Here is an 18,725-nt window from a genome sequence, read left to right as displayed (position 1 = left end):
AAATTAACCCCCAGTTTTTGGAGGCAGGAGGGACAATAGCCCCGTATTTGTGGCTATATACGGTGAATTTTCTTTTGTCCCCTGTTGTGGGTCCTGGCCCGGCCCGGCGCGCATCTTACCGCCCGCCATCTCTCGTTCTGTCTCCTTGCGTTCCTGCACCACGAGATACGAACGAGCCAAGCGTAACATTTGGTTAACCATATCGAGATCGAGTGCGTAGTAACGGACCTTTTCACCCGAGCGTTTCAGCGAGCGCGTGACGTTTAGACTAAACCCGATGCGCGCTAGGAACCGATTCAGTTGCCGAACTGGTTTCTGTTCGAGATCAGACCTCAGCGCCTCCGAGAAGATTTCCTCGATCACCGTTCGATTGATCCGGCACACACTAACGAATTCCGATAAATCCCCCGTTGAGAGCAAAAGTTCGGATTTAAGTCCCGAAGCCGTCGTGAGCCCTGCGATGCGCATCAAGACTCCCAGCATCCAGGGGGCTGTCATCTTCTGGAGGCGCCCTTCGGCTTCGGTGGTCGGTTCGATCAACGCCTCAGTGACATCGAATTGGGGTCGATCCCAGAACGAAACCATCTCAGCCAGCGTCGCGATACGCTGTTTGAGCCGACCATCTACATTCAATGCGACGATATCGGCGTCCAGCTCTACCCCGACGTCACTCTCGAAGACGTGTTTCTCGTAGGCGGCTCGCTCCTCAAGGCTGAGATTTGCCCGCGCACTGACCTGCATGTCCAGATCAATGAAATCCGACTGGTTCAAGCGAGGCGCGCCTAGCAGCCTTTCCGCCCGCTCTTGTCGAAGCTCGTCACGAGCGTCGTCATAAGCACTATCCCGGTCCTTCTCGCCGACACGTTGTATGTCCCAGCCGTTCGCCTCGCGCATCTTACAGAACAACTCGACTAAACGATTCTTGGACGCTCGTTCAAGTGCGGTCACATGCGCGCATAACATCAATAACGGATCGTCTCGTTCGTAGTCGACCATGCCGTCAGGCCGCTTACCCCTTACGGCGCGCTTAACAGTATACGCCCGAGCCAGATCATCCTTAACTATCTCGACGTTGCAGGTGTAATTGTACGTCGCCCCGTCGATCCAGACATCGACAGCCCCGGGGTTGCGGACGCGGCAGAGCTGCTGATCGATATCGGTGTGCGCGTTGATCATCGAGTAAAAGAAGCCGAAGACACGATCGACGTGGCACGCCCCGTTGGGAAACGTGATATCCACGCCCGTCCCCATAGACGGCGTGACCAGCACGACTTGCACCCTCAAAAAGTCCGTCCGTATATTCTTGACGAAGTTGATGACGGCGTCTTCCTGAGAGTTGTCGCCCGTGACCACGCGCATAACGACGTCTTCCCCGCACTCCTTGCGGATCATGCGCTCCATGACGTTCACGAAGTTCTTTGAGTTGCTGGTGATGAAGCAGCGCTGCCCCGATCGAATGGCATCGATGACTTCACGTTCGAGCCTCTTCCGATCCTTAAACAGACGCATCGTCCTACGTGCCGCCGAAGTGACCGGTTCGTTGTAGATGATGCGGCACCGCGATTCCCAGTCTCGCGGCCGCCACAGCCTCATAGCGTGGGCGGTGAGCAGCCCGAGGTCAGCATCGAGCACCACGACGGCCTTCGCGTGGGTTACTTCATAAGCGAGCGCGTCGTAGCAGCGCTCCAGCCCTGCCTTCTGTTCGATAGTATCGCTCCTGAGGTGCTTCAAGACCTGTTCGACCTCGTCGATGATCACGAGATCGAATGGGCCCCTTCGCCGCCAACCAGATACGCCTCGGTCCGCAGCAAAGGATTCGCCAAACTTGGGCAAGCTATCCAAGCACACTGCTAGCGTCAGGAGACCGTCCGGGTCTCCGTCGTCTGGGTCCAAGTAGCAACGCAAGCTGAGCTTTTCAGCGGCCTCCCGTATCAACGTGCGCCGGTGCCCGACGAGAAGTATCCTTTTCGGCCGATCCTTGGCGTCGATCCCGGCCATCATGCCGGAACGGATTTTCAATATCATGACTTCTAACGACGCTGTCTTGCCCGAGCCCTTCCAGCTCTTGACCATCGTGATGCCCGGCGCGTAGTCGATCGGCGGAAGGAACGGCTGGTTCAACTTCACGAGCTTCGGCTTCGGCGGAAAGAAGCGCTCAAGGCCGACGGCGTCATCATTCGTCGGCGCTTCCGACAGCCGACGCTGCTCAACTAGCTTCTCAAACGCCTCGAAATCATACTCGTCGCGCTTGTTATCCGGCCAAAACGTGACCTTGCAGGCCGAGCAGTGGATGACGGGCGCCCCGGCTTTCGATCGGGTAACGAAGGCGCTGGCGTTCGTGTCGTCGTGATAGGGGCAATGTACGCTCGCGCCGACGCTGAGCTCGTCCATGCGGCACTGGTCGCCGCCTGCGAGCTTTATCAAGGCGCCCGGCCCTATCTGCTTAGCTGAATCGACCGGCAGGCGGCCCTTGATACCCGCCGTTTGGGCGCGGGCGTCGCGCCCCCGAGCGATCAAGTCCGCCACGATCGATGGCGGCATCGAGCGGGAGATTTTAAAGAACACCGCCTTCGTGTTGCCGAAGAACATTCTGGCCGCATCTGAAACGGAACGGTCGCTGTCCAGCGTCACGGCGAGGCCGAGCTGCGCGTCGGCCCAGTCCGGGGCGACCTGGATGGCCTCGTCGAGCAGAACGATGATTCGGAAGCGGTGGCTCTGCGGAGTATGCGACGCGGTGGTGTGGATCAAGCCGGCATGATGGCGGACGAGAGCGTGCTCCTTGGTTTCCTCGATCGTCATGCCGCCGTCGACATCCGCGGCCAGGAAGCCAGCGCGCGAGAAATGGGTCGCCTTGCGCCGGCCGTTCTTGAATTGCGGAGCGTAGGCGTGTCCTGATTGAATGTGGTTCATGAATTCGTCGATCGTCACCTCGACCGGCTCGAAGCCAGCGCCGAAGCCGGCGCGTTCGGATTGCGCTGGTTTATCTACGATGCTCTTGTTAACGCTAATCGAATACCTTTTTCTGTCGGTAGACATGATGACGATCCGTTGAGTCGTGCTCTAATGAAATCGCCGCCCTACGGGCGGCGATGGAGTTCATCGAAAGTCGGGTGCGATCAGCTTTGGTTCTCGTCTTGCCCCGGCGCAACAAGTACGCTGTATGCTGTGTTTTCCCCATATGGGAGATGCCACTCCCCCTCTTTGGTGATGGCGCTGAACGCCGGGTGCGTATGCACGAAGGTTGTGATTCCATGCATGATGGAATCCATGTCCACTGGGCCGACGGTGGTCGCCACTGCGCCGAAGAGTCCGGCCATCGTTGCACGGGCCAGGTCCGCGTCGACGCTTTTGAGTGACATCATGAACGCGATCCAATCAGGCGGCACCTCGATCTGCACATGGTCCCACATTACTGCACCTGCCTTGCACCAATCGACGTCTGGACGAGAGAAACGAGCGCAGCAATCGGCCCACCAGTGGTTTAGGCGTTCGCGAGAAATAATCGCGGGATCACCAGTGTGCCTCGCTCGATTCGCCGCAACCACAATCATGCCATCGGTTGGATCAGGCTTCTCGCTGCGCATTCGCAGCATCGTAGTAGCCTCGTTGTCGAAAGGCTTTTCTTCGTAGGGTCGGTCATCGCTCCCCTTAAACGACGCCCGCTCAAGCGCCTCATCCAGTTCGTCCTGCAACCAACTAAGCGCGATCGGCATGCGAGCGTCGATCTCCGCCCGGATAAGCTCGGGCGAGCGAGGCCAGGGATCATGACCGCTATAGTACCTGCCAAACCCACGCGGGTGCGCCTTAAGAAACACCTTCAGGGCAGTTGCAAAGATCCCAGCCGGCGTGGCGTCTCCCTGCTCGCTCATTGAAATGAATTGATTGATCGCGTCCTCGAGTGGCTCGCGCACTTCATCGTCGACCCATCCAAAGCCGAAAGTGTCTTTAAGCTCGGTTTCGAATCGGCTTGCATCGTACAAGTCACGCTCGCTGAGCTGCCTCAGCCTATGCTCGTCGTAAGCGTGATCGCTGTCGGGCATCTGGATGCTATGCTTAACCAGCGATGCCCGTTCGGGACGCACGTCAAGTGCCCCGTCAGTCGCGTTAGATTCAGATGACGAAAGAGAAGTATTCGACGACATGTTCTATCTCCATGCAATAGGTGAGTCGGATGGTTTCCGACGGCCGTACTGCTAGACCTAGAGCTGCCGGCGTTTCGGTAATTGGACGCCAATTACCGAAAATCTTCGCTCACCCACTTCCACTTGACCGAGAGTCGTTCCAATAGTTCACGGCGTAACGTTATCGTTCCAAGCAGGAGTCACTTGGTGATGGAAAACTGGCCGGTCTGGAATTACTGGATGTATGACGAAGCGGGTGAGTATCGCTACGAACTTGAATTCGGTTACGGCCACCCGGATGCCGAATTTCTAACCGACACCGTATGGGAAGACGAATGGACCTACAAATTCTTCTGGTCGGTCGATGAAGCCGCCGCACTCTCCTTTGGTCGATCGCCCTCAGTCGTACGCTACGACCAGTACATGCGGGAGATGGACGGTTCTTCGGAGTTCGCGAGTTACTTTTGTCGTTTAAGGGAGACCATTCTAGCGGCTCAGTCCGCCGGCACGCTCGCCACTCCGATCCCGGCTAAAATGTATATTGACTGGACGGAGGGGTGCCGTGTGCCTTTTCCGCCCGTCCTGGCGGAAAAGGTTCGATCGAACTTCAATAAAATGATCGTTCGGATGAATGGGGCCGAGACAGAAGAGGCATCCGAGGATTCAGCCGAAGCCAGCAATAAGGGCTCCGAGCCAAGTCGCAGTCCCAACCTCGGCCAAACCTCGGAACTCACCCATTACCGAACACCACGCTTACCTGCTCGCGCAAGCCAGCCGGAAGATCAACCGGGCGGCTCGGACCTTCGCCAGCACCGGACGTTGTTGGGAATCATTTATGCCCTCGCGTGGCGACATCATCATCTCGGATCACCTCGGCACTCTACCTTCAGCGTGGCTACACGAATTGCTAGTGTGCTGGATGACCTACGACCTCGATTGAGCGGGGCGAAACTCGAAGGCAACGAAAAGACGATAAAGAAGTACCTCGACGAAGCGCTTGATCACTTCGGTGACTCGAAGGAATTCGAGCGGTAGACAAACAAGCAACCCATTAGCTCTGCCTTCTCGCCCTCACTTCGTTCGGGCGAGCCTTCGGACCACCGATTGAATCTTGTATCTTTGACTTCACGACCAAGCTCGACGTGCGGTTACGGAGGAGGTCATCACTTTGCCTTGCCGGCAAAATGACCCGTGCGTGTAACGGCATCGGCATCATCGGACCAGAGGAACCACTTCTGTGGTCGGGACCGGCAGTGCGGTGAGCCCCGTTACTCTCTGCTTGTCTGCGCAGGGTCTCGGCAAGACCGATCCGACGATCGTGCCACCCTCGACGGTCTAAAGCTTCCCCGTCTCTCGTCAGGCTTCGTTTAGCGACCGCTGCCTGCTTGGGTCGTGCATTTCCAGGAGTGAACCGGACGATGAGTCCGATGCTCCGACCGGTGTCCCAGCCCACCGGGTTTCCGCGATTGCTCTTTCTCAGAGGTCACGGTTTAGAAACAGTGCTGGGATGTCGAGGTATTTATTCGTGTTCGACTTGGGTCGATGCTCCTATCTGCCCCAACGAAATCGCTAGGCTGCTATGTGCCGAAAGACATTTCCCACTGAGGCGAATGGTGAGGCCACGTCTAAAGCTGCACTGCGCGTCGACCAGCGCTTCGCCTAGTCTTAGTCTCGACCGTCTTTCCGATGACGAGCTAATGGCGGCGGAACAAGCTGCGGCAACCGGCGTTCTGTTTCAGCTTCCCACGTGCGGGAGACTTTGATCCGGCCTCAGCATACCCCCCGGTGCCGCTGAGGCCGTTTCCTTGTCGTCCAACCGAATCGCGGGGCTTGGGAATTCTTTTCGTTTTCGTCTGTAACGGCAGTGGTCCGGTTTTGGCCGACAGGCCAGCTTCATATCGGATCGACAGGTCGAGCAGCCACTTCCTGGTGATTGGGTCGGCTTTGTCCGCCAGGTCACGGATCAAAACTGCCCGCTCTTTGTTAAAATCATCGTTCATGGGATTGCCCAATAATCCCGATTTTAGTCGCCCTCCGTATCATTTGTTGAGTTCGAGTTGCGTATGGATAAGCGTGCAAAGGCGGCGATGCCGGGATTCATCAAGCCCCAGCTCGCGACCCTGAAGATGAAAGCCCCCTCTGAGGGCTGGATTCACGAAATCAAATACGACGGCTATCGGGCTCAGGTGCACGTGGACAAAGGCACCGCTAGGATATTCACCCGCAACGGCCACGACTGGACCAAACGGTTCTCGGCCATCGCCGGCTCTTTCAAACCCCGTAGCCAGACCATCTTCGATGGCGAGGTCGTCGTCATTCACGAAGGACGGACAAACTTTTCCGAACTGCAAGCAGACCTTGCCAAAGGCCGTCAGGACAGAATGCTGTTCTATGCCTTCGATATCCTCTTCCACAACGGCGAGGACCTTCGGAGCAAGCCCCAGATCAAGCGCAAGGAGATTTTGAAGGAGCTGATCGACATGCTCGAACCCCTGGTCCTTTACAGCGAGCACCTTGAAGGGGATGGGCACGAATTATTCGAGGCCGCTGCGAGGCTGAACTACGAGGGTATCGTGTCGAAGAGGACGGACGCGCCATACCGCTCCGATCGCAATGAGGCTTGGCTCAAAATCAAAACCATCCAGACGGGCAAATTCCCCGTGGTAGGATTCATCAAAGACCCTACAGGAGTTGCCGCTCTCTACCTGGGGAAGAAGGAGGGGAAGGAGCTGGTCTACATTGGCAAAGTCGGCACGGGTTGGTCGCGCACAGTTTCGAGCGAGATCCGCAAGAAGCTCGATACCGTTGTCAGTCCGAAAGCCAAGCTGACCCGGGCAATCAAGAAGCCCAAGGCAACATGGGTAGAGCCGACGTTTTACGCAGACATCGAGTATCGGGACATCACATCAGAAGGATTGCTGCGGGCGAGTTCGTTCAAGGGACTGTCCAAAGGAAGGTGAGGCGGCCTCTGTTGAAGGCCGCCCTGGTGTCTTGCCTGTTACTTTCCGCCCGCGACGCCGGCCTTGCCCTGACCGCCCTGCATCGAGCTGCCGCCGCTCGGGGTGGTCGGCGCGCTCGCGCCGCCCGTGGAGCTACCCGAATTCATGCCGGTGGTGCTCTTGTCCATTGAGCCCTTCTCCATCGAACCCTTGTCCATGCCGTTGGACGTGCCGGGCTTGTTCATGCTGTCGGATTGCGGGGCGGGGCCAGTGCTGGTCTGGGCAAAGGCAGAGCCGAACATCAAGGCGAGAGCGGCGGTGGCGGCAGTGATTGTCTTCATGGGTGTTCCTCCTGAGTTGAGTTATCAAAGCCAACGGGACTGGAGATTTGCCGTTCCTCCGACGGGAGTCCGTCGAAGAAAAATGTGTCTCTCAGACGCCGCCCCATTCCAGGGAACAAGGCGTTTCCGATCGGGTTTTCCTTGCATGTCACAGCCGCTAGCAGTCATGATGGAAAACTCCATCCAAATCGCTTGGGATTTTCTCGAACGGACAGGCGATCTCGGGGATCCCGAAACCGCCAGTCGCGTCCTGCTGAGTTCGGTGGAGGCAAGGGTGAGAACAGGCGAGCGTCGCATGCTGATGCTCTCGAACACCGCCATTAGCGACTACAGGAAATTCCGGGCGGAGCGCAAAGGGCTGGAGGTCGTCGTTTGCTGAATCCCGCTTGCCGCGTCTTGCCGCGGCCTGGGATGGGTCTGCGAGAACCATCCCAAACTGGCGTGGTCTTACGAATTCAGCTGTCAGTGCGGCGCGGGAATGCCCTGGGAATGTCAAGGCGACTTGAATGGCGTCGACGAGCCCGACACTTCTGAGGTCATAGAGCAATCACCCAAGCCGAAAACGCAATGAGCACGGTGAGGATGATCGCAAAGATGATGAGGAATTTTCCCACTACTTCTCTCGTCGGACGCCCTTGAATTTCTTCGCGCTCTTCTTGACGGCCATGAACTGCCCGCCCTTCTTGTTGCGCTTGGTCGATGTTTTCGTCAGCGGGTTCTTGAGCTGCGTGCGCTTCTTCACCGCGCCCTTGCGTGCGTTGTCTCCAGTGGGTCTGTTGACGGCCATAGGTTCCTCCTAAAGAAGACCAAGCCGCGAATTAGCGAGTTGGTTCCTGTTGAACCTCAGTGACGCTTGTTGAGACGGACAAGAGGGGCCGACTGCTGGAATTGGAATGCGGAAGTTCTTTGAGGTTATTGAAGACGACGAGCGTCGAGTTCTGATCGTCCTTGCCGACATTGCGATTGCTCTCCTATCGGCAGGACTAGTCGTAGACGTCCTAAGGGACCTGCTGTGAGTCAATGAGTGCAGCCTTTGCGACACCGAACTCAGAAAAATGACGCATTGACGCTGCGTGCTTCACTGAACCGCTTCGGCTAAACCAGGCGCAAGCTAAACTGCCGCGTGTCCTGCGCGGCGTCGCGATCGACGAACTCCTGTAGATAAAGGGACATCGCTCAGTTGCAGATTGCAGCGGCGCTGGATCTCGCGGGCAACATCTTCGGAGACGTCTTCTGACCAGCGTTCGTCCGTGTTGAAAGCAATGATCCTGATCGGCCTGCGATATTCCCCGGCGATCAGATCTTGGATGACCGTCTCGAGGTCCGCGGTCTCTAAGTCAGCTTCACGCCACGCGCTCCCCGCTCGCCCAAAATCATCCGCCACCAGGTAAACGGTCGGCTCGTCGGCCGGGATGATAGACGGGGTCCAACGGGACTGACGCATATCCAACTCCACGTAACGGAACCGGGATTCAATTTGACGCGGGCTGATTCGTTCCAGAAGCTCTCAAGGCCATTCAAGCGTGGGTCCCGGAAAGCGACATGGTTCGGGCCGACAAAAGCGAGAGGTTCTCGGCTTTCAAACATCACGCCAAGGTGCACTCCTTTAGGATCAGCACTGCTATCCTGACGTGGGTTTTGCTCGGCGCTGCGCTTTTCTACAAGCCTGAGTGGATCAGATGGGCTTTGCGCACTGGCACGCATGGTATTGAAGCAGTCGGCGATGCGCTTCCAAGTTATTGGGGTGCCCAGGCCGAGATTGTTTTGCGTGAGCTCGGAGGTTTCGTTTGGATCCAGATCACGGCCGCGATCATTTTTGTGAGGTTGGTGTTCTGGCTGATTGGGCCGTCTGGCGCCGTCGCCGACGCGATTGAAAAGGCGTCTTTACGGGCAAGCTGCCATTCAGTGGGCCGCTCCGCCAGCTAGGCTGGCACGGTTTAACCTTCTGCCGAGTTCCACGTTCCCTTTGAGGAATAACCGCTGCATAATTTTCGCATTTTAGCTGTAGCCGTTTCCCAACGATGGGTCTTTGCCATGCCGAACGGCGTCGAAGATTTGCAGATGCTTCGCTTGATCAAGACGTTTCAGAAAATAAGCGATCCGGATATACGACGATGATCGTGGCTTATGCGGAGGAGCAACTTCAGAAGCAGCAGACGAAGAAGACCGAATCGCCGCCGAAAGATTCGGCTTAGTTTGCGAGCAGACCCTCGGGCGCGAGTAGCCGCACATAGGTGCCGCTCTCGTGCAGCTCGAGCCAACCCTTTTCAATCGCGTATTTGATGCCTGCTCCGAACTCCGGCCCTGTCGCCTTGAACGTGGACAGAAACGGCGCGTTGATCTTCTCGATGTGGATGCGACCGTCCTGGACCGGTGGAGCGCTCGTGGCGAGTTCGACGAGCTTGCGCGCGGCGGCTTCTGGATCGGCGTACGGACGTGCCTCAGCGTGTTTCATGTAGCAGCTTGATCCTCTTTCACCCCTCGTGCCACGATTCGCAGCGCGCCGTCTGCAAAAGGGCGTTGTAGGGCCTTAGCTTCATCCCATGGCGCGGTCATCCAAGTCTCAACCTCGGCCGGCGTCGCCAGGATCACCGGCATCGCTTTCGGATGTATCGCCCCGACCTCGGCGTTCGGCTCCGTCGTCAGGAACGCATAGAGATCGTTCGTCGTCTCGCCTTCCTTGACCTTTCGGACCGACGTCCAGTTGGTCCAGATGCCGGCAAAGCAGGCGAGAGGTCGGGTTTCGTCAAGCGCGAACCAGATGTCGCCGCCTTCGGCCTTGTTGAACTCGCTAAATGAGTTGAACGGCACCACACAGCGGTGCTCCGGCCCCAGCCACCTCGTCCAGTGTTTGCTCTTCACGTTGCGGATGTTGGTCGTGCCGCCGTCAGGCTCCATCCGTAGCAATCCCTTGAAGTCGACTGTCTTGCCTTTGGCTTGCAACTTCTCGGCTCGCTTCTTGGTGGCATCCATGAGCGCCTTGGACGACGACGGCATGCCCCATCGTGCAGTAGCGAGCTCGCGGCCCTCTTTACCGGTCCGAATGATCGGCGCCTTGTAATCCGGGAAGATGCCAGGCATAGGCGCAAGGTTGCCGACATAGCGATTGACGACTCGAAACAATGCACTGATCGCGGCCTGGTTGGTGGTGATGCTATAAAGATTGCACACGGTCAGTCAGTCTCGACGCCCGGAATTTCAATCGCTTTGCCTTCGGCTGTCAGCAACTTGCCCTTAGGCGGATGCTTCTCGTCTTTGTCTGGGAAGCACGTTGTGATGACCGGATCAAGCCAGGGCGAATACAGGATTTTACGCTCGGGCTGTCTCTCGGCCATTTTGAGGGTCGCATTTTCCACAAGATGTCGAGCATGAAGGTCGTCGCTCGCTTCGACCCACACGGTCTCCTGTATCGTGGAGGTCGCCCATTTCTCGTCGTTGGCGCGGATGTCGATCGGGGCTAATCGGAAGATCGTCATGGTCGTCGCTTCCCAACGGTTGCTTTGCCGGCCGACGGGTCGTCCGGTTTGGCATACGTGAGGCCCACAATAAACGCGCGCTGGCGATGGGTATAGTGCTTGCCCTCGCTGCACGGCTCGCAGAATAACGCGTCCTCGAGCATCAAGATCGGCGTGCGTCCCGGGCGCTTCACGGCACGCAATGACACTAACGAAAGACGACGGCAGCGTTTGCACTTAGCCTCGAGCAGGTCGTAACCGGCGTTGATCGCCTTGCCGATCGTGGGGTTGGCCTGCTGATCATCGATCACCGGACGCATTTCACCAGTGGCCCAAGCCCACATCAATGCATTCCAAGCCTCACATTCCAGTCTGTCAGCTTCACGGATCTTTGTCTCCGCGGCGCTCCGGATCAGCTTCGATTGCTCGAAATAGGTGTTGTGCAGCCCGTCGGCATACCGAACGCCTTTGGCTTGGGCTTTCCTCAGGTCGCCGGACAGCGGGATGGGTATGATGCGAGGGGACATTCCGTATGATCATCCCGAATCTCGTCCGAGGAAAGCCACTAGGCGTGGCGGGTAAGAACAGCGCAGGCACTGCTCATTGGTCAATGATGGCGATATCTGGATTCTTTTTTGGGTAATGGAGGTCTGCTTCTAAGGGTAAAGCGGACGTTGTCATTCATCTGCTTCACTTCCACTTGTGACCCAAAGGCGACATCTACCTTCGACGTCGTCACTCGTCGCTGCTAAGCTCGGCTGTATGAACCCGAGCTTCATAACCGCGCGAATTGACTCAACCGAAGGGCAGGTAGATTGCGCCCAGCAATCGCGCATTCCTTGGTGGAGCTTCACAAAAACCGCGCTTGCAACGGCGGCTCTGCGCCTCGTCGCGCAAGAACGCTTGAGACTAGATGAACCTTTCGACGGTCGACCCTACACACTTCGTCAACTGCTCCAGCACCAGGCCGGTGTGCCAGACTATGGCGGCCTTCCATCCTATCATGCAGCCGTTCAGCGCGGCGAGAAGCCGTGGGATGTTGGGCAGTTGCTTGACCGGGTCGGGGCTGACCGCCTCGACTTTGAGCCGGGCCATAGTTGGCGATATTCAAATGTCGGTACTTTTTCATCCGCCGGAAAATCGAAGAAACCACCGGTCATGATATCAGCAGTGCTCTACGGCATCTTGTTTTCGATGCGCTCGGCCTAAAGTCCGTGCACATCGTCACTACCGCAGGCGACCTCGCCAATACCGCGTGGGGCAACCATGGTGGTTATGATCCAGGTTGGGTCTACCACGGTCTTCTGGCCGGAACCGCGGATGATGCGGCACGCTTTCTACACAGGCTGATGTTGGGTGAGGTTTTACCAGGTGAGCTTCTAGCTGAAATGACCAAATGCGTCCCGCTTGGTGGGCCTCTGCCTGATCGGCCATGGGAGACGACTGGCTACGGGCTTGGTTTGATGATCGGTCGAATGGCATCAGCGGGCGCCACCTTCGGCCATTCCGGTGCCGGCCCCGGAAGTGTCAGCGCGGTCTATCACTTCAACAGCCTAACCACGCCCCGCACGGTTGCCGCGTTTGCCCAAGCTGATAGCGAAGGTGTCACCGAATATGAAGTCGCTCGTCTCGCATGCGCATGACTGTTCATGGCCCTTAGCCGCCATCGCGCGACGCTCGGCTCAGGTTCGCAGTGGGGGCATCCGGAGCGCGGGCGTGGTTAGCGCGAGATGCAGACCTGCATGTGGCCGGTGGCGGGGTTGTAGCGGTTCTTGCCGTCGTCGGCGGGGGCTAAAGCAGGTTTCGTTGCCGGTGCCGTAGGGGGCTGGCCCTCTAACGGGAAGTCGCTTCGCCTGGACCCCGATACCAGATCTGAACGCCGCACCGGCATTCGTACAGGCTGTCAGAGCCAAATGGTTTCGGGTCGAGTCTGACAAGCCGGGGCCATCGCTCACACCGCGGGCACCTGAACTCTTGATGGCGCATCGTCCTGGTAGACAGTGATTCAAACATCAAGAACATTGTCCGCTCCGTTGCGAGACAAGTGGCAACCGAAATCACCATCTTTGAGTATCTCCCGCGAGCGCGGCGGTCGTCGCGGGACCTGTCCTATGCAAAAGGCGGGTGGGGGCGATGGATGGCGATCCCACAAAGTCAATCTCCGCACATCACCCCTCGTTCCTATGGTCGGACGCATCCTTTTTGGGCAGTCACCCTTGGCATCATGTGAGGTCGGGGCACGTTATCTGCATGCTCTGAGTGAAACGAGAGGACTGGTCATGCAGCTGGAAAGACTTCCGTCCACCGCATTCAAATCACCCGCGATCGCGCTTTCAGGCGTTGTCGACTACGACATGTACACAAAATTCAGGACACAGTTCGATAAGGCCTCGGACGAGGACATCGTGGTCACCGAGCTTTCGACCCTTGGCGGTGACCCGGAGGTGGCGCGCATGATGGGGGAAGACATTCGCTTTGCGAGCGAGATGGAGCCGCAGCGGCGGTTCGTGTTCCTTGGCAAGGCTGCCATCTATTCAGCCGGCACGACGTTCATGAGCTTTTTCGCCCGGCAGAACCGCTACCTCGCCCGAGGAACGCGTCTCATGATCCACGAGCGAAAGCTTTCGAAGAAACTGGTCATCGATGGGCCTCTGACCACTTGCATCGCGGTCGTGAAGGCAACTCTCAATGAGATCGAGTGTTCGATTGCCATCCAGAACGAAGGCTTCGAAAACCTTATCGTCGGATCCAGCGTGACGCTCGAGGAGGTCCTCAGAAAAGCGCCGTCAAATTGGTATCTGGAGGCACACGAAGCGAAAACCCTCGGTCTCGTGGAAGAGGTCTTGTGACATTCGTCCGCTATTCGGGAGACCGCGGGACGCGGTTGGATGATCTCTGATAGGCGCGACTGCGGCGCCGCTTCGGTATTCTAGCGCGGGACGCAGACCTGCTTGTGGCCGGTGACCGGGATGCAGCGGTTCTTGCCGTGGTCGTTGGGGGAGCAGGTTTCGCTGTGCCTGGCAAAATGTCCGGTGTCGAAGGTATAGCAGATGGCTCTGGGTTCGACCGATGATCGCCGCGTTTGACCCGAAACGGACATTCGCGCTCGAATCGTCCTGTTCTCCAACACCGATTCAGGCAGCGGCAGCGTCGTAGGGCAAACGGTTCAGAAGTGCGGGAATATCCGCCGCAGGGATGGCCTTGCTGAAGAGATAGCCTTGACCCTCGGTGCAGCCGTTGGCTTGGAGATATGCCAACTGCCCGGCGTCTTCGACGCCCTCGGCTGTGGTCGTCAGGCCAAATCCTTTTGCAAGACCGAGAATTGCGCGGACGATCACTTGGCTTTCCTCGCTCTGTTCGAGACGCGAGACAAAGCTCCTGTCAATCTTGATCTTGTCGAGGTGAAACGAGAGCAATTGGCTCAGCGTAGAGTAACCTGTGCCAAAATCATCGAGCGCGATACGCACACCGACCTGACGAAGCTGATCGATCACGGTCTGCGCAACCTCGATATTTTCAACGAGCGCGCTCTCGGTGATTTCAATCTCTAAACGGCGCGGGTTGAATCCGGTCTGTGCCAGAATCGATAGAAGGCGCAGCCCGAGCGTCGGATCGCGTAACTGAACCGGTGAGACGTTGAAGGCGAGTACGAAGGTTGTAGGCCACGTGTTTGCATCAAGACACGCCCGCCGGAAAAGTTGATCGCTGAGCCCGTTAATGAGATGGGTTTCCTCCGCAATCGGAATGAACACGTCGGGCGGAACGAATCCTAAATCGGCATTCTCCCAACGCGCCAGCGCCTCAAACCCGATGATGCGATTGCCGTCCAGCGACACCAGAGGCTGGTAATGTGGCACAATGCCATTGGACGCAATGGCGCATCGGAGCGCTTGCTCGATCTGGATGCGCCGCTCGACATGGGTGTCCATCTCCCGCTCGAAGAAACGAACCGATGATCGCCCAGCGGCCTTGGCGCGATAGAGTGCGCGGTCTGCGCGCCTGACCAACTCGTCAGCATGAACGCCATCATTCGGAGCGATGGCGATACCAATTCCGACACCGAACTCCGCTGTGACGTGCTCGACGACGAAGGGCTCGGCAACGGCTGCCGCGATGCGTCGCGCCAGATTTGTGGGGTCATCAAGGGTGTCGATTTTGGGCATGACGATCGTGAATTCGTCCCCGCCAATTCTGGCAAGAAATGCGTCCGCGCGCACAATGACAGAGACCCGCCGGGCAAATTCGTTCAGCGCTTTGTCACCGACGGCGTGGCCGTGGGTGTCGTTGACGACCTTGAAACCATCGAGGTCCATCATGAGAACGGCCACCTGATGCGTGGCACTGGCGGTGCCAAGATATTCTTCAAGCCTTTCCTCGAAGAATCGGCGATTCGGCAGCCCCGTCAACGGGTCGTGACGGGCAAGTTTGCGTGCTTCGAGTTCCGCGCCGATGCGAGATTTTATTTCCCGGGAAAGGTCGCGATAACGCCGAAACGCGTAAATCATCATGCCAATGCTCATGACGAACACGACGAAAATCGCGTCGTCGAGCTCCCATTCGGCGTAGTCAATGCCGAGTTGAAACAGCTTGGGAGCAAGATCGTAGATATGGGCGACAACGTAAGCGAGCACTGCCGCCGTAACAAGGACGACGGCGTCTCTGGCTTCGGGCCGTCGCCAATCAAACCAGGTTATCGCGAGGCCTCGTGATGGTTGCGGGGGCAATTTCACGAAAGCCAAACCTTCGTCGACGTCGGTTGTTCCGGTGAGGTCTTACAGGCTACCAACGAGGTTAATTTAGTTGCCGAACGTACACGATTGTTGGCACTTAGCACCCTCCAGCGCTCACGTGAGCGTTGTGAGCGCGGAGGTCCCCTTACCTTGGCGACACGGCCTTGCCGCGATCGTCGGTATTTCCGATAAATTGACTTCAGCGCACGACAACGTCTTCTATTGGCCCGTAGCAGACCTATCGCAGCCTGGTGCGCGATGGCCGCCACCCAAAGCGGACGTCGCGCGTGAGAAATCACCTCGCCAAACTTGTTGTCGCTAGATGGAGGGAGCCGTTGGCATGTTGCGAGCCCTCGAGAGACCCCCGAAACCACGATGACTCACTCAAACAAGATTTATTCGCGCGGAAAACGTTAGAGAAGCTGGGGAGAATCCGGCGTTGGGATTTCTGCGCAAACGATGCGGTCCGGAACTGGCGTTTCCTTGCCGCGGTCAGAACGGCGATGTCGTCCCTTCCGAAGGGATAGTCGCCAGTGCAGACCGATTTCAAATCGGGAATTCAGGAGCGCGCGTAGACGCGGATGAGTCGTCCGGCCTGAGTGGACCGGGTGCAAACGGCGTCGCTATTAATTATGGCCACATCGATAGTACGACCCATGGCATCTTAATCCATGCGGAGGGAGACCGGTCTCAGGAGATCAACGCAGGGCTGACAACGGCTCGGGTCCGGACGCTATGCCGACATGCTCGGCCGGGCAGCGACCGCCGCATACCAGCGCTTGGAAGCCTGATGGCTTTCCGGCATGGGCAGGTTCAGTGCCTTACCGGCGAAATCGATCGCGACGATCGCGGTAATGTCGGCCGCGCTAAATTCGTTGCCCGCAACAAAGGGCAACTCGGCAAGCCTCGCCTCAAGATCGGCGTAGAAATCCGTCACACGCAGCCGTCCGCGTTCGACGAGCGCCGGAATCTGCTCATAGTCATGCGTCCCGGCGATTGCGCGCCCCTTGAGTCCGGCAGCGGCGTTGCGAACGGTCTCCATCACTGCCGCAAAACCTTCGAGTTCCATTCGTCGCTCCCACATCGTAACCAGTGCCCGTTCCTTGGGCGAAGTGCCGAATAGCGGGCTGTCAGGATGGATCTCCTCGAGATAGAGGAAGATCGCAGGCACTTCGCCGATCGCCGTTCCGTCGGCAAGGACGAGCGTGGGAACGACGCGACGCGGGTTGATCCGGGAATAGGCTTCGGAAAGCTGTTCCTTTGCGCCCAGGTCAATGGTAACGCGCGCTATGCTGATTCCCTTTTCGGCCAGGAAGATGCGTACCCGGCGCGAATTGGGCGAACCGGCAGATTCGTAAAGCTTCAGATTTTCGGATGACATGACTTCTATTTCCATTGTGGAGGAAGACCGGCCGGACTTTGGTCTGTCCGTCCGCTTCAGCTTGCGGATTTGCCGCCGTCGACATTCAGGATGTGGCCCGTCACGAAGCTCGCATCTTCGGAAGCGAGATACAGAACGGCGCGGGCGATCTCGTCAGGCTGACCGATCCGCTTTTGGGCGTTGAGCGTGGCCAGATATGCCTTGACATCTTCGCCTCCGGTGAAGCGATCGAGCATTGGGGTCTGGATTGGTCCGGGCGCCACCGCATTGACGCGAATGCCGGAGGCACCGAACTCCAGCGCAACCGACTTCGTCAGGCCCTCGACCGCATGTTTGCTGGCAGCATAGATCGATGCACCGGCCCCTCCCTCGTGACCAAAGGTCGAAGAGATATTGATGATGCTGCCGCTGCCCTGCGCCTGCATGACGCGCAACTCGTGCTTCATGCTGAGGATCGTGCCGAGCACATTGGTGTCGAAGGTCGCGGCGTAGCTTTCGGCGGTCTGTTCGGTGGCGGGTCCGGGCTTGCCTTCGGTTCCGGCGGCGTTGACGGCGACATCAAGGCGACTGAAGCGCTTGACAGTCGCATCGACCAGTGCGCGAACGTCCTCCTCGTGGCGCACGTCGGCGCGGATGAACTCGGCTTGGGCGCCGGCCACGCGCAATTCGGCCGCAAGAGCCGCGCCGGCGTCTTCGTGGCGGCCGGAGGCCACAACCCTCGCTCCCTTGTGGGCAAAGGCGAGTGCGGTTGCGCGGGCGATGCCGGTCAGCGCTCCGGTGATCAGGACGACAGGGGAATTGACTTGGGAATTCATGGGAAATCTCCTTCAGTTACGGGCTGGCCACGTTCGCTATGATGCCGTGGCAGTTGCATTTGGTAGAACGGCCCTACAGCGCTCAGCTCCATTGCTCTTGGTTGAGAAAGCCTGCGACATCGCGGACGAACATCTCCGGATACTGGAAAAGCGATCCATGTGCTGAGTCCGGATAGAGGATCAGCTTCGCATTCGGCAGGTGCTGCTGCAGGATGAAGGAATTGACCGTGTAGATGATGACATCGTCGCTACCGTTGACGACCAACGTGCGTTGCCTGATCGTTTTCAGATAGTCCCAGGCCTTCTCGCGCTTGGCGCCCCATGCTGCGATTGCAGCGCGCTGACGAACCGCAGCGGCTTGCATAACCTCTGGGTCGCGGTTCTCAACGCGCCGGTGCGACCGCTCGAGGAACGCGGCTCCCGCTCGCTGACTGGTTTCGGAGGGCGTGAAGTGGACACGGAGCCAGAGATCATCCGGCTTTGCATAGGTCACGCCGAAGATCTCTTTCCCCTCCGGGGTGCCGGTATCCATGCTCTCGCCGCTGCGGGGCCCGGTGCCGACAAGAACAAGGAAGCGCACGAGACCCGGCGCTTGCAAGGCGATCTCCTGCGCCACGAGACCACCGATCGAGAAGCCGAGCACGTCTACGTGTGTGAGACCAAGCGCGCCTATGAAGGCGATGGCGTTCGAGCCCATCCCGGCGATAGTGTCAGGGACTTCGCCAGAGCTAGATGAAACGCCAGCGTTGTTGAAGAGAATTACCTCGCGATCCTCGGCAAATCCATCGGTCACCGCCGGGTCCCAGTGATCTATGGTGCCTGTGAAGTGCATGTTGAATACAAGCGGCACCCCGCCCGCCATGCCAAAGCGCCGGTAGGCGAAGCGAATGCCGTTCGCCTCGACGAATTGCGTTGGAGCGGTGTGGTGGGTGTAGGTGGCCAT

At 58.1% G+C, this 18,725-nt stretch carries 21 protein-coding genes; 7 read left to right on the top strand and 14 right to left on the bottom strand.

The features are described from left to right. Positions 1 to 3: 3 nt before the first annotated feature. Positions 4 to 3,036, bottom strand: a complete 3,033-nt coding sequence (locus tag UP06_RS40890) for a plasmid replication protein, CyRepA1 family (RefSeq protein WP_045004728.1) — start codon at positions 3,034 to 3,036, stop codon at positions 4 to 6. Between the two features lie 80 nt (positions 3,037 to 3,116). Continuing rightward, positions 3,117 to 4,142 carry a hypothetical protein gene (locus UP06_RS19015; RefSeq protein WP_156163066.1) on the bottom strand — a complete coding sequence of 342 codons (1,026 nt, stop codon included), beginning with the start codon at positions 4,140 to 4,142 and terminating at the stop codon, positions 3,117 to 3,119. A gap of 186 nt (positions 4,143 to 4,328) precedes the next feature. Between UP06_RS19015 and UP06_RS41570 the strand changes: the two genes are divergently transcribed. Next, positions 4,329 to 5,156 (top strand): hypothetical protein, encoded by an 828-nt coding sequence (locus UP06_RS41570; RefSeq protein ID WP_197087314.1) that lies wholly within the window; start codon positions 4,329 to 4,331, stop codon positions 5,154 to 5,156. Positions 5,157 to 5,815: 659 nt separating this feature from the next. Here the strand turns inward: UP06_RS41570 and UP06_RS19005 are convergent. Continuing rightward, on the bottom strand, positions 5,816 to 6,121 hold the full coding sequence (locus UP06_RS19005; protein ID WP_045004723.1) for a hypothetical protein: 306 nt from the start codon (positions 6,119 to 6,121) through the stop codon (positions 5,816 to 5,818). Positions 6,122 to 6,184: 63 nt separating this feature from the next. Here UP06_RS19005 and ligD point away from each other — a divergent pair, with 63 nt between their 5' ends. Then, positions 6,185 to 7,081 carry a non-homologous end-joining DNA ligase gene (gene ligD, locus UP06_RS19000; protein ID WP_045004722.1) on the top strand — a complete coding sequence of 299 codons (897 nt, stop codon included), beginning with the start codon at positions 6,185 to 6,187 and terminating at the stop codon, positions 7,079 to 7,081. A 38-nt stretch (positions 7,082 to 7,119) separates the two neighbouring features. On the opposite strand, the gene UP06_RS18995 is transcribed toward ligD, so the two are convergent. Then, entirely contained in the window at positions 7,120 to 7,401 is a 282-nt protein-coding gene (locus UP06_RS18995; RefSeq protein WP_045004721.1) for a hypothetical protein, read from the bottom strand. Between the two features lie 166 nt (positions 7,402 to 7,567). On the opposite strand from UP06_RS18995, the gene UP06_RS18990 reads away from it, so the two are divergent. Next, positions 7,568 to 7,780 carry a hypothetical protein gene (locus UP06_RS18990; RefSeq protein ID WP_349509936.1) on the top strand — a complete coding sequence of 71 codons (213 nt, stop codon included), beginning with the start codon at positions 7,568 to 7,570 and terminating at the stop codon, positions 7,778 to 7,780. A 234-nt stretch (positions 7,781 to 8,014) separates the two neighbouring features. Here UP06_RS18990 and UP06_RS41565 read toward each other — a convergent pair whose 3' ends face one another. Both UP06_RS41565 and UP06_RS18985 read right to left on the bottom strand, forming a co-directional pair. After that, positions 8,015 to 8,188, bottom strand: coding sequence for a hypothetical protein (locus tag UP06_RS41565; protein WP_197087312.1), 174 nt, complete (start codon positions 8,186 to 8,188; stop codon positions 8,015 to 8,017). A gap of 324 nt (positions 8,189 to 8,512) precedes the next feature. Further along, on the bottom strand, positions 8,513 to 8,845 hold the full coding sequence (locus UP06_RS18985) for a hypothetical protein (protein WP_045004719.1): 333 nt from the start codon (positions 8,843 to 8,845) through the stop codon (positions 8,513 to 8,515). A gap of 98 nt (positions 8,846 to 8,943) precedes the next feature. Between UP06_RS18985 and UP06_RS18980 the strand changes: the two genes are divergently transcribed. Next, on the top strand, positions 8,944 to 9,327 hold the full coding sequence (locus UP06_RS18980; protein WP_045004718.1) for a hypothetical protein: 384 nt from the start codon (positions 8,944 to 8,946) through the stop codon (positions 9,325 to 9,327). Between the two features lie 265 nt (positions 9,328 to 9,592). On the opposite strand, the gene UP06_RS18975 is transcribed toward UP06_RS18980, so the two are convergent. The 4 genes from UP06_RS18975 to UP06_RS18960 are packed head-to-tail and all read right to left on the bottom strand — an operon-like array spanning position 9,593 to position 11,383. Further along, positions 9,593 to 9,856 (bottom strand): hypothetical protein, encoded by a 264-nt coding sequence (locus UP06_RS18975; protein ID WP_045004717.1) that lies wholly within the window; start codon positions 9,854 to 9,856, stop codon positions 9,593 to 9,595. Continuing rightward, positions 9,853 to 10,572, bottom strand: coding sequence for an SOS response-associated peptidase (locus UP06_RS18970; protein WP_045004716.1), 720 nt, complete (start codon positions 10,570 to 10,572; stop codon positions 9,853 to 9,855). Before UP06_RS18970 ends, UP06_RS18975 begins: the two co-directional genes overlap by 4 nt. Positions 10,573 to 10,574: 2 nt before the next feature. Next, positions 10,575 to 10,877, bottom strand: coding sequence for a hypothetical protein (locus tag UP06_RS18965; RefSeq protein WP_045004715.1), 303 nt, complete (start codon positions 10,875 to 10,877; stop codon positions 10,575 to 10,577). Continuing rightward, positions 10,874 to 11,383, bottom strand: a complete 510-nt coding sequence (locus UP06_RS18960; RefSeq protein WP_050031834.1) for a hypothetical protein — start codon at positions 11,381 to 11,383, stop codon at positions 10,874 to 10,876. Before UP06_RS18960 ends, UP06_RS18965 begins: the two co-directional genes overlap by 4 nt. A 235-nt stretch (positions 11,384 to 11,618) precedes the next feature. On the opposite strand from UP06_RS18960, the gene UP06_RS42685 reads away from it, so the two are divergent. The 3 genes from UP06_RS42685 to UP06_RS18950 all read left to right on the top strand — a co-directional run bounded on the left by UP06_RS42685 (position 11,619) and on the right by UP06_RS18950 (position 13,705). Further along, positions 11,619 to 12,065: a serine hydrolase domain-containing protein gene (locus tag UP06_RS42685; RefSeq protein WP_082081494.1), complete on the top strand. Its 447-nt coding sequence runs from the start codon at positions 11,619 to 11,621 to the stop codon at positions 12,063 to 12,065. Further along, positions 11,954 to 12,499, top strand: a complete 546-nt coding sequence (locus UP06_RS40010; RefSeq protein ID WP_050031830.1) for a serine hydrolase — start codon at positions 11,954 to 11,956, stop codon at positions 12,497 to 12,499. The genes UP06_RS42685 and UP06_RS40010 overlap by 112 nt, the downstream gene beginning before the upstream one ends. Positions 12,500 to 13,135: 636 nt before the next feature. Beyond that, positions 13,136 to 13,705, top strand: coding sequence for a peptidase S14 (locus tag UP06_RS18950; protein ID WP_045004714.1), 570 nt, complete (start codon positions 13,136 to 13,138; stop codon positions 13,703 to 13,705). 285 nt (positions 13,706 to 13,990) lie between these two features. On the opposite strand, the gene UP06_RS18945 is transcribed toward UP06_RS18950, so the two are convergent. The 4 genes from UP06_RS18945 to UP06_RS18930 all read right to left on the bottom strand — a co-directional run bounded on the left by UP06_RS18945 (position 13,991) and on the right by UP06_RS18930 (position 18,725). After that, a complete protein-coding gene (locus tag UP06_RS18945; RefSeq protein ID WP_245305504.1) occupies positions 13,991 to 15,586 on the bottom strand; it encodes a putative bifunctional diguanylate cyclase/phosphodiesterase in 1,596 nt (531 codons plus the stop codon). A 733-nt stretch (positions 15,587 to 16,319) separates the two neighbouring features. Further along, positions 16,320 to 16,967 (bottom strand): glutathione S-transferase family protein, encoded by a 648-nt coding sequence (locus UP06_RS18940; RefSeq protein ID WP_045004712.1) that lies wholly within the window; start codon positions 16,965 to 16,967, stop codon positions 16,320 to 16,322. 56 nt (positions 16,968 to 17,023) lie between these two features. After that, positions 17,024 to 17,782: an SDR family NAD(P)-dependent oxidoreductase gene (locus tag UP06_RS18935; RefSeq protein ID WP_045004710.1), complete on the bottom strand. Its 759-nt coding sequence runs from the start codon at positions 17,780 to 17,782 to the stop codon at positions 17,024 to 17,026. An 82-nt stretch (positions 17,783 to 17,864) separates the two neighbouring features. Beyond that, on the bottom strand, positions 17,865 to 18,725 hold the full coding sequence (locus tag UP06_RS18930; RefSeq protein WP_045004708.1) for an alpha/beta fold hydrolase: 861 nt from the start codon (positions 18,723 to 18,725) through the stop codon (positions 17,865 to 17,867).

Source organism: Bradyrhizobium sp. LTSP857 (genome assembly GCF_000938285.1).
Taxonomy (GTDB): Bacteria; Pseudomonadota; Alphaproteobacteria; order Rhizobiales; family Xanthobacteraceae; genus Bradyrhizobium.
Note: the sequence above shows the minus strand (reverse complement) of the source record. Positions and strands in the feature narration are given on the sequence as shown.

What these genes read in the sequence shown, in the direction of transcription:
- UP06_RS18975 (WP_045004717.1), bottom strand. Translation starts at nt 9,856, where the DNA reads ATGAAACACGCTGAGGCACGTCCGTACGCCGATCCAGAAGCCGCCGCG.
- UP06_RS18995 (WP_045004721.1), bottom strand. Translation starts at nt 7,401, where the DNA reads ATGAAGACAATCACTGCCGCCACCGCCGCTCTCGCCTTGATGTTCGGC.
- UP06_RS18965 (WP_045004715.1), bottom strand. Translation starts at nt 10,877, where the DNA reads ATGACGATCTTCCGATTAGCCCCGATCGACATCCGCGCCAACGACGAG.
- UP06_RS18985 (WP_045004719.1), bottom strand. Translation starts at nt 8,845, where the DNA reads ATGCGTCAGTCCCGTTGGACCCCGTCTATCATCCCGGCCGACGAGCCG.
- UP06_RS40890 (WP_045004728.1), bottom strand. Translation starts at nt 3,036, where the DNA reads ATGTCTACCGACAGAAAAAGGTATTCGATTAGCGTTAACAAGAGCATC.
- ligD (WP_045004722.1), top strand. Translation starts at nt 6,185, where the DNA reads ATGGATAAGCGTGCAAAGGCGGCGATGCCGGGATTCATCAAGCCCCAG.
- UP06_RS19005 (WP_045004723.1), bottom strand. Translation starts at nt 6,121, where the DNA reads ATGAACGATGATTTTAACAAAGAGCGGGCAGTTTTGATCCGTGACCTG.
- UP06_RS18950 (WP_045004714.1), top strand. Translation starts at nt 13,136, where the DNA reads ATGCAGCTGGAAAGACTTCCGTCCACCGCATTCAAATCACCCGCGATC.
- UP06_RS18990 (WP_349509936.1), top strand. Translation starts at nt 7,568, where the DNA reads ATGATGGAAAACTCCATCCAAATCGCTTGGGATTTTCTCGAACGGACA.
- UP06_RS42685 (WP_082081494.1), top strand. Translation starts at nt 11,619, where the DNA reads ATGAACCCGAGCTTCATAACCGCGCGAATTGACTCAACCGAAGGGCAG.
- UP06_RS19015 (WP_156163066.1), bottom strand. Translation starts at nt 4,142, where the DNA reads ATGTCGTCGAATACTTCTCTTTCGTCATCTGAATCTAACGCGACTGAC.
- UP06_RS18940 (WP_045004712.1), bottom strand. Translation starts at nt 16,967, where the DNA reads ATGTCATCCGAAAATCTGAAGCTTTACGAATCTGCCGGTTCGCCCAAT.
- UP06_RS18960 (WP_050031834.1), bottom strand. Translation starts at nt 11,383, where the DNA reads ATGTCCCCTCGCATCATACCCATCCCGCTGTCCGGCGACCTGAGGAAA.
- UP06_RS41565 (WP_197087312.1), bottom strand. Translation starts at nt 8,188, where the DNA reads ATGGCCGTCAACAGACCCACTGGAGACAACGCACGCAAGGGCGCGGTG.
- UP06_RS18980 (WP_045004718.1), top strand. Translation starts at nt 8,944, where the DNA reads ATGGTTCGGGCCGACAAAAGCGAGAGGTTCTCGGCTTTCAAACATCAC.
- UP06_RS18935 (WP_045004710.1), bottom strand. Translation starts at nt 17,782, where the DNA reads ATGAATTCCCAAGTCAATTCCCCTGTCGTCCTGATCACCGGAGCGCTG.
- UP06_RS18930 (WP_045004708.1), bottom strand. Translation starts at nt 18,725, where the DNA reads ATGGCCACCTACACCCACCACACCGCTCCAACGCAATTCGTCGAGGCG.